The sequence below is a fragment of the Dehalococcoidia bacterium genome (assembly GCA_003597995.1).
GTDB lineage: Bacteria > Chloroflexota > Dehalococcoidia > Dehalococcoidales > UBA1222 > SURF-27.
On sequence record QZJY01000031.1, the window covers coordinates 1 to 10896 of the forward strand.

The 10896-nt window shown below is 51.6% G+C and carries 16 protein-coding genes; 12 read left to right on the forward strand and 4 right to left on the reverse strand.

The genetic code is table 11. The annotated features are described in order from the left end of the window. Positions 1-189: 189 nt before the first annotated feature. Genes C4542_04765 through C4542_04775 form a run of 3 tightly spaced genes read left to right on the forward strand, consistent with a single transcriptional unit; the run spans position 190 to position 2298 of the window. Positions 190-789 (forward strand): hypothetical protein, encoded by a 600-nt coding sequence (locus C4542_04765; protein RJO62142.1) that lies wholly within the window; start codon positions 190-192, stop codon positions 787-789. 40 nt (positions 790-829) lie between these two features. After that, positions 830-1447: a hypothetical protein gene (locus tag C4542_04770; GenBank protein ID RJO62143.1), complete on the forward strand. Its 618-nt coding sequence runs from the start codon at positions 830-832 to the stop codon at positions 1445-1447. After that, on the forward strand, positions 1444-2298 hold the full coding sequence (locus tag C4542_04775; protein ID RJO62144.1) for a signal peptidase I: 855 nt from the start codon (positions 1444-1446) through the stop codon (positions 2296-2298). Before C4542_04770 ends, C4542_04775 begins: the two co-directional genes overlap by 4 nt. A gap of 158 nt (positions 2299-2456) precedes the next feature. On the opposite strand, the gene C4542_04780 is transcribed toward C4542_04775, so the two are convergent. The 4 genes from C4542_04780 to C4542_04795 are packed head-to-tail and all read right to left on the reverse strand — an operon-like array spanning position 2457 to position 4713. After that, the gene (locus C4542_04780) at positions 2457-2690 is read right to left on the reverse strand and encodes a sulfurtransferase TusA family protein (protein ID RJO62145.1); all 234 of its coding nucleotides are present in this window, start codon (positions 2688-2690) and stop codon (positions 2457-2459) included. 31 nt (positions 2691-2721) lie between these two features. After that, positions 2722-3204, reverse strand: a complete 483-nt coding sequence (locus C4542_04785) for a hypothetical protein (GenBank protein RJO62146.1) — start codon at positions 3202-3204, stop codon at positions 2722-2724. Positions 3205-3258: 54 nt separating this feature from the next. Further along, a complete protein-coding gene (locus C4542_04790; GenBank protein RJO62147.1) occupies positions 3259-4446 on the reverse strand; it encodes a cysteine desulfurase in 1188 nt (395 codons plus the stop codon). Between the two features lie 57 nt (positions 4447-4503). Beyond that, complete coding sequence (locus C4542_04795; protein RJO62148.1) at positions 4504-4713, reverse strand: ferredoxin; 210 nt, start codon at positions 4711-4713, stop codon at positions 4504-4506. A 196-nt stretch (positions 4714-4909) separates the two neighbouring features. Between C4542_04795 and C4542_04800 the strand changes: the two genes are divergently transcribed. The 9 genes from C4542_04800 to C4542_04840 all read left to right on the forward strand — a co-directional run bounded on the left by C4542_04800 (position 4910) and on the right by C4542_04840 (position 10616). After that, complete coding sequence (locus tag C4542_04800) at positions 4910-5791, forward strand: rubrerythrin family protein (protein RJO62149.1); 882 nt, start codon at positions 4910-4912, stop codon at positions 5789-5791. Positions 5792-6119: 328 nt separating this feature from the next. After that, positions 6120-6395, forward strand: a complete 276-nt coding sequence (locus C4542_04805) for a DUF1232 domain-containing protein (protein ID RJO62157.1) — start codon at positions 6120-6122, stop codon at positions 6393-6395. 131 nt (positions 6396-6526) lie between these two features. Beyond that, positions 6527-6736 (forward strand): hypothetical protein, encoded by a 210-nt coding sequence (locus tag C4542_04810; GenBank protein RJO62150.1) that lies wholly within the window; start codon positions 6527-6529, stop codon positions 6734-6736. Positions 6737-6900: 164 nt separating this feature from the next. Then, positions 6901-7773, forward strand: coding sequence for a hypothetical protein (locus C4542_04815; GenBank protein ID RJO62151.1), 873 nt, complete (start codon positions 6901-6903; stop codon positions 7771-7773). A gap of 3 nt (positions 7774-7776) precedes the next feature. Beyond that, the gene (locus tag C4542_04820) at positions 7777-8103 is read left to right on the forward strand and encodes a hypothetical protein (protein RJO62152.1); all 327 of its coding nucleotides are present in this window, start codon (positions 7777-7779) and stop codon (positions 8101-8103) included. Then, positions 8100-8588 (forward strand): hypothetical protein, encoded by a 489-nt coding sequence (locus C4542_04825; protein RJO62153.1) that lies wholly within the window; start codon positions 8100-8102, stop codon positions 8586-8588. Before C4542_04820 ends, C4542_04825 begins: the two co-directional genes overlap by 4 nt. Positions 8589-8616: 28 nt before the next feature. Beyond that, complete coding sequence (locus C4542_04830; GenBank protein ID RJO62154.1) at positions 8617-9810, forward strand: MFS transporter; 1194 nt, start codon at positions 8617-8619, stop codon at positions 9808-9810. 54 nt (positions 9811-9864) lie between these two features. Beyond that, positions 9865-10254: a fluoride efflux transporter CrcB gene (gene crcB, locus C4542_04835; protein RJO62155.1), complete on the forward strand. Its 390-nt coding sequence runs from the start codon at positions 9865-9867 to the stop codon at positions 10252-10254. Beyond that, on the forward strand, positions 10251-10616 hold the full coding sequence (locus C4542_04840) for a DUF190 domain-containing protein (protein ID RJO62156.1): 366 nt from the start codon (positions 10251-10253) through the stop codon (positions 10614-10616). The genes crcB and C4542_04840 overlap by 4 nt, the downstream gene beginning before the upstream one ends. The last annotated feature ends 280 nt before the right edge of the window (positions 10617-10896 follow it).

Here is a 10896-nt window from a genome sequence, read left to right on the forward strand (position 1 = left end):
ATGCCCTGCTCGTAGAGCTCCCAGCATAGAGTTATTAAAGTGGCGTTTTGCATGTCCATGATTTTACATGGACTGTCGGATTTCTACGGAAACATACCGCAGACTTGACAAAATAAAAATTATTTTATACTATTAAAGATTGCGGATAAATGGTAGTAAATAGTACTAGACAATAATACGAGGTGACAAATGAAAAGAAAAGTTTATCTATTGCTAGCACTGGTCCTGACGCTGGCAACCACTGCAGGTAGTTATGCCTACACTGCAACCTCCGGGAGTGTCACTACCGTGACTAGCAGTACCGCATTTGCGCAGGTAACTACGACCAAGCCCGCCGCCGGCGTCGTGGGCACCCCCGGTTTCCCCAGTGCGGACAAGTACGCGAGTACTCCTGCCTGGACCCCTATGGTTAATACTGCCTCTTCCGTAACGGCAGGACACCTGTATTACATTGACCCGAAGGACTATGCTGGCGACCTGCTTGTCCAACTATACCTTGTCAATGTCGGCGACCTGGCCAAGGGTTACGCCTACCTGAACTTAGGCGTCAACTTCCACAAGGTCACTGGTGCCGCGGGTTCAGAGACCTGGGCTGAAGAGACTGCGGTAACCGGCACGGCTCCAATTCTCAACTACTACCTGACACTATCGAATGGCTACGTTACTTTCATTCTGCCTGCTGGTTCCACTAAAGGAGTCATAACCATCGATAATGGCTCGCTCTTTACTATAAATGCCACTTCCAGCTACCTGGCGCCGCAATATTACATAGACGTCAAGCAAGCATAGTAGATTGATAGCCTATAGTAGGGAACTAGGGAGGGAGCTTTTGGGCTCCCCCCTAGTGGTGATTAGGGTGAAACGACACACACAGCTAACATTAGGGCTAATAATAGTTATACTGGTCAGCAGCGTAACGGCTTGGGCTAGTACTAGCAATTCGTTTAGGCCCACGGTTACTGCCGGGGGCGATAATGGCGCCCTGGTCACAAGCATCACGCCGGTTGGTGAGACATTTTCCATCAACGTCGGCATGGCTGACAAGATCAGCGGTGTTGAATTGTATAAAGTTGAACTGGGCAACGCTCAGTTCAGCAACTTGATTCGTATGAACGTCCTCTTAACGAATTCTTATGATGTGGGCAAGGTCCTTAACAATCCGAATTCTTTTATCCAGATCCAGATTTACTACCCGGGTACCGGGGCAAATCAGGTCACCTTGGACTACGATGGCAGCACGGCTATTCCAGATACTAACTGGAGAGCTAGTGGGATATTAAGCAAACAGTCTGGCGAAATATCTCTTAGCCCATCGGTTACCGGCCAGACCACTTTTTACATTCTTGCTAGTATTATGGTTCCTGGGGGACCGCCTCCGGGTCAGCAATCTTCTCTAGCGACCAGCCTGAGTTTTTATCTTGATGTGAGGTTAGGTGCGCTGCAGTGAAACGCGGCATTTTCCTCTTTTTGGTAATAGTTGTTGTGGTAATTGGCATCTACTCGGTTAAGGAGTGGATGCCAATTATGGCTGTCAGCGGCACCAGTATGTATCCCGTACTCAAAAACGGCGATGCTATACTCATTGAGGAAAAGCAAGCCAGCGACGTGGCAGTAGGGGATGTTATTGTCTTTAAAGTCCACCCATTGATTCAAGAGACCTATAACTACCCGCCCATGGTTGCTCACAGAGTCATTCAAATTTCCGAGTTTCAAGGTGGCATAGCCTTCAAGACAAAGGGTGATAATACTAACGAAGACCCTTTTGTGGTCCCTTCGAGTGACCTGCGCGGCGAGGTCAGCGGTCAGTTGGCTTACGTGGGCCATGTCTTACTCTTTCTCCAAAGTAAACAGGGGCAGACATTCGCTATTCTTGCCATTCTTCTTCTGGCGTTTGAGCTCTTCGCCAACGACTTGGACCGCGCACGAAAGAATGCCCAAAAGAAGATATTTGCTCCAGTCCTTGAGCAGAACGAAACGCTGATAAAAGGTCAGCAGCAGGCTAGCAAGATGAGCGCGCAGGCGCTTGAGCAATTCGCCGCCGCCATGAGAGAGTACGCACAGCATCTTGCAAGCCATACCGCCGCTGTGAAGGATTTGGCAAGCGCCTCACATGAAATGCTCAAAGCCATCCATGAACAGAACCTCATGTTTGAAAAGTGGAATAAGTCCGGTTTCGACCAGCCTGGTGCGGCAACTCCTGAGGCTGACAAACCCCTCGCCGCTAACGCACCAGCCAGCCAGCCATCGGGCGATGTGCCGACCTTAGACGCCTGTATAAAGCCGGAAAGCGAAACATAACATTATCCTGGCCGGTACGCATCCGGTTATTTTTTACGACTCACCGGCTCCTGCTAATTTAGTCCCCGAACCGTACCTCTTCTTATTTCGTTGCGGCTGACAAAATCGTCTCGGAAACCGAGAATCCTCCAGAATCGCACCTCCGGCATGCAGCGTTTTCATTCATGCGTCTTTTTGACGTAGACTTTTATCTCGCCGCTCTTCTCTTCGATACCTAGAAACTCGTTTCCGGTAGCCTGCGCCCAGGCCGGCATGTCCAGTTTTATGCCTTTATCGTCAGCCACCACTTCCAGAATCTCCCCCGGCTTCATTTCCTTCATCTGCTCGGCGGTCCTGACAATAGGCATCGGGCAATATAGTCCCATACAGTCCAGGCTGTGGTCTGCTTTCATTCGCTCCTCCTTACCTTCTATACAAAACCGACTAGATGAAGAGGGTGGTCTTCGACTGGCGCGCCTCGTTCAGGAAATAGGCCGCCCCGGTCAAGGTTGTAACTTCGCTGCGGAAAGCGTCCTCGCCGAGCCCCATCAAACCGCATGTGGTAGTGCAGGCAATGAGCTTTACTCCCATCTGGTTAGCCATGGTTATCATCTCATCGAGGGACGGCATGTGTATATCTTTCATCAGGCGCTTTATCATCCAGGTGCCCATTCCCAGCATATTGAACCTGGAGAGCTTCAGCCGCTTGGTGCCGCCGCGGTTCATGATGTTCAGCATATTCCGCATCAACCCTTTGCTTTTGATGCTGCCCTCATTCTTTTTGATGATGTTCAACCCCCAGAAGGTGAAAAACATGTTCACCTCCATGCCCATACTGGCGCCGGTGGTGGCCAGCATGAAAGCGGCCAGGGCATGGTCCAGGTCCCCGCTGAAGACTACCAGAGTGAGCTTTTCTTTCTCGGCCATTTCTTTTCCTCCTTCAAAATTTGGTTTGGATATCGGCCTGCGATGCGAGAATAACTAGCGACCTTCCTTGCTGGACTTCAGGAACTTATCATAGACCGGTGACATTTCCCGCAGCCTGTTTACGATAGGCGGCAATACCTCCAGGACGTAGTCGACATCCTGAAGAGTGTTCTCAATGCCGAAGCTGAAAAGCATGGAACCCTGGGCTGTGGCATGGTCTATGCCCATGGCGATAAGCACATGCGAGGCTTTGAGGGCTTTGGCGGTGCAGGCGGAACCGCTGGTGACGGCTACCCCCTGGCTGTTGAGCAGCATAAGCATAGCTTCACCCTCGATGAACTCCACGCAAAAGCTGGCGTTTCCCGGTAAGCGCTGCCGGGGGTGCCCTGTAACTATGACGTGCTTGATGCTGGCGGGCAGCTGGGTCAGCAGGCGGTCGCGCATGGCGCTGATGTACCCCATCCGCTCTGCCATATTGGAGTGAGCCAGTTCCGCCGACTTGCCCATGCCGACGATGGCCGGCACGTTTTCAGTTCCGGCGCGCCGCCCGTTCTCCTGGATGCCGCCGTCAAGCAGCGGGATGATGCGCACGCCCTTGCGCACCCACAGGGCACCCGCCCCCTTCGGGCCGTAGAATTGATTGGCCGCCAGGCTGAGAGCATCCACGCCGAGTTCCTTCACATCTACCGCTATCGTCCCGGCGGCAGCCACCGCATCGGTGTGGAAAACCACGCGCTTTTCCCGGGTGATTTTGGCGATTTCCTGGATGGGCTCGATGGTACCCACTTCGCTGTTGGCGTGCATGACGGAGACGAGGATTGTATCTTTGCGGATGGCGTGCTCCACATCGTGCGGGTCAACCACGCCGTACTTGTCCACCGGCACCAGGCTGACCTCGAATCCCGATTTCTCCAGGGTGCGCGCCGAATGCAGGACAGAGAAGTGTTCGATGGCCGAAAGTACAATGTGCTTGCCCTTGGCCTGCTGGGCCAGCGCCAGCCCCTTGACTGCGAGGTTGTTGCTTTCCGTGCCGCTGCTGGTAAATATTATCTCGCTGGCGTCGGCCCCGATTAGTTGCGCCACCTGGCCGCGGGCCGTTTCCATGCCTTCGCGCGCCGTATCTCCCCACTCGTGAATAGAGGACGGGTTGCCGAAAGCCTCGCCCAGGTAAGGCAGCATTGCCTCGCGGACCTCGCTCAGAATAGGGGTAGTCGCTGCATTATCCAGATAGATTTTTCTCATATCTCCGCAATTCTCCCCCGTTTTATTTAGATTGGAGCCTGGTTTTCAGGCATCAGTTCAAGGATAAAGCTGGCGGCCTTCGTCATCCTCGAGGATAATGGCATTTACCGGGCAGCTTTCAGCTGCCTTCATCAAGGTTTCTTCATCGGCCGCAGATGCGTCGAGTATAATGGCTTTGTTTTCCTTGTCAAGCTTGAAGACCCTGGGCGCCACGGCCACGCAGTTGCTTACTCCAATACATAAATCCCGGTCTATCTTTACTTTCATATTCCCTCCCGTATCTGTTTTAATCAGCCGTCCCTGATTGGTGAAACGCCTCGGCAGTCCCTCCCTGATGGCGATGTTGAAGCCAGTATAGGATGCGCCAGATAAAATAGTTATAAAAAGGAGAGTAGAATCGTTGAAATATTATGACATTTAATCCCTTTGCAACTCAAGGCGTGCTAATGCTAATCTTTACACTATGGAAAATAAAAGATTGGATCAAATAACGCTGGGCAGGCTCCTGGCAGCGCAAAAAAATGAGATAACGGAACATTTCATCTACAAAAAGTTATCCTATTCCGAAAAAGACGCCGAAAATAAGCGTATTCTGAGCGAGATATCCAGGGATGAGCTGAGACACTACAACCTATGGAAATCATATACCGGCAGAGATGTCAGGCCATCCAGGATTAGAATATGGCAGTATTATGTAATATCGCGCCTGTTCGGAATCACATTTTGCATTAAACTCATGGAAGGCGGGGAGGGAAAGGCGCAGACCAATTACCAAAGTATCACAAAGATGGTACCCGATGCTCGTGCAGTAGTTGCGGATGAAGACCGGCATGAAAGAGAACTGGTATCTCTCATAGATGAAGAAAGGCTCAAGTATGTCGGTTCGATAGTTCGTGGTCTAAACGAAGCGTTGATCGAGCTCACCGCGGCGCTTTCAGGCCTTACCCTGGCCCTGCATGATACAAACTTTATTGCCCTGACCGGCCTGATAACCGGCCTGGCCATGTCTTTGGCCATGGGCGGCACAGAATATCTGGCCACCAAGTCCGAGAACGGCCACCAGCACCCGGTCAAATCTGCCGTTTATACCAGCGCCGCCAACCTGATTACAGTCGCTTTTCTCATTTATCCATACCTGGTCTTCGACAATCCCTATGCCGCTCTGGGATTAATGCTCGTCAATGCCGTAATAGTGATTTATATATTTAACTACCATATTTCGGTTACCAGAGAGCTGAATTTCAGGAAAACCTTTGCGGAGATGCTCTTCATCAGTCTCAGCGTCTCGGCTATAGCGTTTGCTATCGGTTACCTGGCCAGAACTATTTTCCACATCGAAGCATGAAACCAGGCTTCTACCCCACCCGCAACCTCCTGCCCTCCTGACAGGACGCAGCCAAAGCCGTTACGAAAACGGGTGATAACCTGGAATAATACATTTGGTGTATGGAATACCGAATAATCTATAAAGTGTCAGAACACAGACTGCCTTTCGAGCCGCAAGGTATTAGCATTGGGGTATAATCGCGGGCGACTGACGCATTGTTAGGTAAGGTGTAGATTTGAGCTTAATCACGACTTGGAAACAAAGGGTAAACAAGTTAAAAAGTGAAACGCTTGCCCTATGTTTCGCCTACAAAGACACCAGAACCCCCTGGTATGCAAAAATCTTTATGGCAGGGGTAATTGGGTATGCCTTAAGCCCAGTAGATTTGATTCCTGATTTTATTCCAGCTATAGGTTACGTAGATGACTTACTTATTGTTCCAGCGGGGATATATTTGTCGATAAAGATGATTCCGAAGGAAGTATTCGAAGAGTGCCGAGAAAAAGCTAGAGTATGTAATATCAGTAACAATGCTAAATGGATTGTTGCATCAATTATCGTGTTGATATGGTTGACAGTAATATTTTTTGCTCTGAGACTATTTTTTGCGACCATTAAGTGACTACTCGGTTAGATGTCTCTTCAAAAACTGTTGAAATATAGATGCGCAGGCGCTATTATTTCAGCGAAAAGGAGGCAAGCGGCCTCCGCCTTTTACCGGCCTGATTCAAACACCAAACAACTTAGTTAATTATGAAACGCTATTTACTGCTCGCCGCCGGTTTGTTTTTTATCGCCAACGGAGCGGTGCTCCTGATGTACCGCGGCGTGGTGCGGGGCAGCTACCTCTTTGTGACTGCCGGCACAGTGCTCACGCCTCTGGCCGTGTGCGATTTCATCCTCGGCCTCGTTTGCCTTGCGGCTTTTGTTTGGGACATAACTCGAGGACGCAAAGCAGGCTAACATTGTTCCGAGACGAGGAGCTTGACCGCAGCCTGTCTCTAGCCTATACTAAATAAGAATTGGGCGATGAAGCTCGCCTGAGAAAATCTCAAACAGCTCATTGCGAGATAATAGCTTCTACTGAATTCAGTAGAGGCTATTTTTTATTCAGTGGAATTAATATCATGACTGTAGCCGGTATTAAACCATCATCACTGCAAAATCATACAATCCGCCTTCTCCGGCGGCAGGCATTCCGGTATATCGAAAGTTGTTATCTAAACGACGGCGGCTACTGTTTTGCCCGCGTTCCGCCGGCAAGCGGTCTGGATACATATTTTGCGCTCTCTGGTCTATCGCTCATCGGCCGCCAGCCGAAAAACCGTGACTCTACCGTTCAGTTTCTTTATGACCAGCTTATCCAGGATAGCTACAATCTGCCAGGCATCTGGATGACAATAGAAGCCATGCGTGAGGCCGGATGTCTCACGGGGGAGGCCCGAAACTACGGTTTGAAGGTCATGGGTTTTCAAAATGAAGAGGGCGGATTTGGCTCGATAGAGAATCTGTATATTGAGGTAACATCAGAACTGGAAGCGACTTACCACGCCCTACTGGTATTGCAAGCCATCGGTGCAGAAATGAACAGGCTCCACTTGGCGCGGTTTGTGGCCGGTTTTGCCAATACAGACGGCAGCTACGGCCGGGCTCTCTCTCCCCTGGCCACGACCTACTACGCTACGGCGATTTACCGCTTGCTCGGCATTGCCCCTGAAAACCGCCACCTGACTGCCGCATACCTCAGGGCGCAGGAGGCTGACTGCCAGAAGCGTCTGGCGGCAGGTAACTCTATTTTTATGGAACAGACATTCTGGCTTATAAAAGCTCTCAGCAATCTGGACATAAAAGCCTCGACAGCAAGCGCCTGGGATGCTTTTGTGCGGGCGTGCCAGCGGCCCGGCGGTGGCTTTGCCCGGACGGCGCGTATCGGCATCCCCACCCTGGAATACACGTTCTACGCCCTCTCTATCCTAAAGGAAACAGGAGTCGTGGACTGATACATGAGACGGTTGGATTTGCTTAGAAGAAAGAAGGGGCTAGCGGCGCCCTCTGAGATAATTGTTGAGGCGACCATAGAGGCCTCACTTTACAATAAGCTTCAGCAACGCGCCCTTGAGGAGCGTGCATCCACCAACGAGGTCCTGCAGGAATCGCTAGAGCTAGGCATGAGCGATTACTGGCTTTATGTAATGGACGACTACCGGCAGGACTACGCGCTTATCAGCCGGCTCTTCGAGCAGTACAAACGGGATAATGAACTGCTGAGGTCACTGGAAGCTCAAAATAGGCATCTTCAGCAGGTTCTGGCAGAACAGGGCAAGAAATGAATACTCAAAGCGTGCCCGGCGGCGATAAGGCGACGCAATCTGCACAGCCTTCGCCGGTTAGGTTCCTGGAAGCTCTGCCTGAGAGTGATAAAATCCGCCTCAAAATCACCATGTCTAGTGAGTTTCACCAGAAGCTTTACGAGTTCCTGGAGCGGCAGGGCTTTCTTTATTTCGGACATGAGAAAGAGGGCATACCGCTACTGCTCAAATATGGCCTGTCCGAAGTGAGCCGGACTGAACTGGAAAAAAATAAGGAAGAACTGAACTTATCGCGCTATGCCGCCATGAGGTTTCAATGCAGTGAGTACTTCGCGCAAAATATGGCCATGACGTTGGGGTTGAGACGTGAGTTAAGCCGTAATAGGGCACTCAAGCAAAAATTGATAGAAAAGGGGCAAGCAAAACACTTGACACCTGATGAATGGGATAGTTGGGACGAGGATTTTATAGATGGCTTGTTATGCCGATATGTTCCATGTAAATAAACAGGTGTAAATTTAACCGGAAAAAATTATGAATATAAAGGACCAGAGCCGCATCTCAAAAACCGCGGCAATTAAGTTTGTCGTCCTTCTGGGCGTCGTCAGCCTCTTTGCCGATATGACCTACGAGGGCGCCCGGAGTATCAACGGCCAATACCTCGCCATTTTGGGGGCCAGCGGTGCCGTCGTCGGCTTTGTGTCCGGGTTCGGGGAGCTTATCGGATACGGCCTGCGGCTTGTCTCAGGCTATCTCAGTGATCGAACGAAAAGATACTGGGCGATTACCTTTGTGGGCTATATCGTGAACCTGCTGGCCGTTCCCCTGCTGGCTCTGGCAGGGCATTGGGAAATAGCAGCTCTCCTCATGATTACCGAGCGTGTGGGGAAAGCGATACGCACACCTGCCCGCGATGCTATGCTCTCGCACGCTACCAGCCAGACCGGGCGGGGATGGGGCTTCGGGCTGCATGAGGCGATGGACCAGATAGGTGCCGTGACCGGCCCGCTTATCGTCAGCCTGGTGCTCTACCTCAAGGGAGCCTATCAGACTGGCTACGCCATCCTCCTGATTCCAGCGCTCCTTGCCATCAGCGTCCTAACCGCATCCCGGCTCTTATATCCTAATCCCCGCAGCCTGGAGATCGAGACAGCCAGTCCGCAACCAAAGGGTTTTACCCGTATCTTCTGGCTTTATCTCATAGCGATGGCGTTTATTGCTTTGGGCTATGCTGACTTCCCTCTTGTTGCTTTCCATTTTGAGAAAACCGGGGCCGTTTCAGTGGCGCTCATCCCAATTCTCTATGCCGTAGCGATGGACGTAGATGCTCTCGCAGCGCTTATTTTTGGTCGCCTCTTTGACCGGAAAGGCATCCCCATCCTCATAGTAGCCGCCCTTATCTCAGCTTTCTTCGCTCCGTTTGCCTTCTCCAATACCTTTACCTTTGCCCTTTTCGGTATGGTGCTGTGGGGTATCGGCATGGGAGCGCAAGAATCGGTGATGCGGGCCGCTATTGCGGATATGACACCGGCAGATAAGAGAGGCTCCGCCTATGGCATCTTCAACACCATTTATGGCGTCTCGTGGTTTCTGGGAAGCGCCTTTCTGGGCCTGCTCTACGACATTTCCATCCCTGCGCTGATGGCTTTCTCGGTTGGAGCACAGCTTGCGGCCATCCCATTTCTCATACTGGTGAGAAGAGCGTATACACCAAAGACAACAACTTAGTTTATTAGTCGACTAGTCTTACTTCTAGGTACATGGTAACATGGAAGGAGTCAAATGGTTTTAGTGCTATTCGTCGGAGCGGGCGGGTTCCTGGGTTCCATAGCGCGTTATCTTTTAAGCGGCTGGGTGCAGCGCGCTACCCAGGACTCGTGGTTCCCTTACGGCACCATGTCGGTCAACCTGCTGGGTTGTCTCGTCATCGGCATACTGGCCGGCCTGGCCGAGAGCCGCGGCATCCTCACGCCCAACAGCCGCGCCTTTCTTCTGATTGGGGTGCTCGGGGGGTTCACCACCTTCTCCAGCTTCAGCTACGACACCGCCTCCCTTTTCAGCGGCGGGCGCACGCTGGCCGCATTGCTGAATATCACTGTTCAGGTTATCCTTGGTGTTGCCGCCACCTGGCTGAGTTACCATCTGGTACAGAGGATAGGAGGCCCCGCATGATTCTGCCTGAAGAAGGACAGCTATTACGTATCTTTATTGGGGAAAGCGACCGCTACGAAGGCCTGCCGCTCTACGAATGGATCGTGCGCCAGGCGCGCCAGCGCGGTCTGGCGGGCGCTACGGTGCTGCGCGGCATCGCCGGATACGGTGCCGCCTCGCGCATCCACACCAGCAATATCCTGCGCCTGTCGCTGGACCTGCCCATCATCATCGAGATAGTGGATAAATCCGAGCGCATAGAGGCTTTCCTGCCTCTTGTCGACGTGGCCGTGAAGGAAGGAATGGTCACCACGGAGAAGGCCTATATCAAGCTTTACCGGGCCGTCAAGGGAAAACAGCCGGATAAGCCTGAACAAACCTAAAAGCGTTTGACACTTTCGAAGATGAATAACGCAGCGACTGGCGCGGTTGCCCCGGCAGGCGCATCGGATTCGAAGCATAGTTACCTGACTAAAACGAGGTTGCCACCCAAAACTCAGTATCATCTCCCATCCACCGAGGACACCCCCTTTTCCGCTAAATTAAGGCACGGATATCAGGATATATGCAAAAGTTCAGAAACATATTGGACTCTCTGGGAGGTGAAGATGGGGAGTCCGGATGAAGCAAATCTATGTAGAAAGTTATTACCGGAGCGGCTAT

Coding starts and splice junctions, on each gene's coding strand:
- C4542_04805 (RJO62157.1), top strand. CDS start 6,120: ATGGCAGGGGTAATTGGGTATGCCTTAAGCCCAGTAGATTTGATTCCT.
- C4542_04790 (RJO62147.1), bottom strand. CDS start 4,446: ATGAGAAAAATCTATCTGGATAATGCAGCGACTACCCCTATTCTGAGC.
- C4542_04785 (RJO62146.1), bottom strand. CDS start 3,204: ATGGCCGAGAAAGAAAAGCTCACTCTGGTAGTCTTCAGCGGGGACCTG.
- C4542_04780 (RJO62145.1), bottom strand. CDS start 2,690: ATGAAAGCAGACCACAGCCTGGACTGTATGGGACTATATTGCCCGATG.
- C4542_04795 (RJO62148.1), bottom strand. CDS start 4,713: ATGAAAGTAAAGATAGACCGGGATTTATGTATTGGAGTAAGCAACTGC.
- C4542_04830 (RJO62154.1), top strand. CDS start 8,617: ATGAATATAAAGGACCAGAGCCGCATCTCAAAAACCGCGGCAATTAAG.
- C4542_04815 (RJO62151.1), top strand. CDS start 6,901: ATGACTGTAGCCGGTATTAAACCATCATCACTGCAAAATCATACAATC.
- crcB (RJO62155.1), top strand. CDS start 9,865: ATGGTTTTAGTGCTATTCGTCGGAGCGGGCGGGTTCCTGGGTTCCATA.
- C4542_04810 (RJO62150.1), top strand. CDS start 6,527: ATGAAACGCTATTTACTGCTCGCCGCCGGTTTGTTTTTTATCGCCAAC.
- C4542_04800 (RJO62149.1), top strand. CDS start 4,910: ATGGAAAATAAAAGATTGGATCAAATAACGCTGGGCAGGCTCCTGGCA.
- C4542_04825 (RJO62153.1), top strand. CDS start 8,100: ATGAATACTCAAAGCGTGCCCGGCGGCGATAAGGCGACGCAATCTGCA.
- C4542_04820 (RJO62152.1), top strand. CDS start 7,777: ATGAGACGGTTGGATTTGCTTAGAAGAAAGAAGGGGCTAGCGGCGCCC.
- C4542_04840 (RJO62156.1), top strand. CDS start 10,251: ATGATTCTGCCTGAAGAAGGACAGCTATTACGTATCTTTATTGGGGAA.
- C4542_04765 (RJO62142.1), top strand. CDS start 190: ATGAAAAGAAAAGTTTATCTATTGCTAGCACTGGTCCTGACGCTGGCA.